At 42.0% G+C, this 1,446-nt stretch carries 2 protein-coding genes; one reads left to right on the forward strand and one right to left on the reverse strand.

From position 1 onward, the window contains the following. Nucleotides 1-279, reverse strand: a 279-nt coding sequence (locus A3761_RS13140; protein WP_156491833.1) for an aldehyde dehydrogenase family protein, incomplete at its 3' end; no start/stop codon positions are given. 180 nt (nucleotides 280-459) lie between these two features. Here A3761_RS13140 and A3761_RS13145 point away from each other — a divergent pair. Next, complete coding sequence (locus tag A3761_RS13145; RefSeq protein ID WP_068553571.1) at nucleotides 460-1,356, forward strand: AraC family transcriptional regulator; 897 nt, start codon at nucleotides 460-462, stop codon at nucleotides 1,354-1,356. Nucleotides 1,357-1,446 lie beyond the last annotated feature (90 nt).

Consider the following 1,446-nt stretch of genomic DNA (forward strand, 5'->3'; position numbering starts at 1 on the left):
ACCCGTGTCTTTAGCAAGAATCTCGGCAATCTCACGCTGATGTTCCTTTAACAAATACTGGTAACGTAGCATCAAGCGAGCGCGCTCACTGACAGGGGTTTCTTTCCACTCTAAGAATGCGGCTTTGGCGCCTTCAACGGCGCGATCAATTTCGCCTTTCGTGGCGAATGAGACCTCTGCAAGTACCTCTTGTGTCGCGGGGTTAAGAACGTTTTGTTTTTGCACGCTTTCACTGTGAACAAATTCGCCATTGATTAAGAGTGGAACTTGATGAGGCATGATTGGAGTCCTTATTATTCTTTATGCAGTATTTAGAATGCTAATGAAGGTCGTAGACGAGTAAAACTTATATTTCTAATGTTTTATATTTGATAGCCACTCTACTAACAATTATGCATAGAGTCATTGACTAAATTGCGATCGATATGGATTATATTGCTTTTTGACTGAGTGTTATATATGAGCGAACCCTCTAACTGGCCTCTGTCGGATAGGCAGGCAACGCGAATTCGTGTGCCAAAGCATATTCTGCAACAGCTCGCGCTTCATCCAATAGCTCGCCAAATCTTTGCTTCGTCGATTGGTTATTACCCCAGCGCAGCAAAGCATGAGATGGAGAGAATTGCGCATGACGACTATATTCTTATTTATTGTGCTGAAGGGCAGGGTTATCTAAGTACGGGTCACTACAAGGGGGAGATTCACCAAGGGGACCTGTTTATTTTACCGCCTGAAACAGCCCACCAATACCGCTCTGACCCTGAAACACCCTGGACAGTTTTCTGGTTTCATTTTCGTGGTGACCTTGCTGATAGTTATTACCGCTATTTATTTAAGGCATCTGATACCTCAGTTGTTAAAGCTCATGACGTTCAGACATTAGCTCGCTTTCGGGAGCTCATTGGTATTGCTCGCTCGAGTTTTACCCTGGATTCTTATATCTACGTTAGTAGCCTCTTGAGCCATCTTTTGATTTCAACAGCACATACAGTGATGGAAGATGCAAAAAAGTATGGTGGTATAAGTGTCGAAAAGACACAGGATTTTATGCGAAAAAATATTGGCAAATCACTAAGTCTTGCTGATCTTGCAGATGTTAGCCGTGTTTCCAAATACCACTTCTCCAGGCGCTATCGTGAGTTGACTGGTATTTCACCGCTAAAACACTTTTCGAACATGAAGATCGAGCAGGCATGTTCTTTACTTGAGCAAACAAACATAAGTATTTCTGATATTGCTTACCAACTCGGGTATGATGATGCGCTTTATTTTTCGCGCGTCTTTAAGAAACTTATGAAGGTTTCGCCTAGAAACTACCGTAAGGAATTGCGCAAGCGGCTGGACGCGCCTTTGTAAAACGAAATATTTTTATTCTCTCCTTATTAATCGCCTAAAAAATAGTTATTTATTTAACCAATGCTTACAGACAGTCAAAAACAACTCATA

Source organism: Oleiphilus sp. HI0123 (assembly GCF_001635315.1).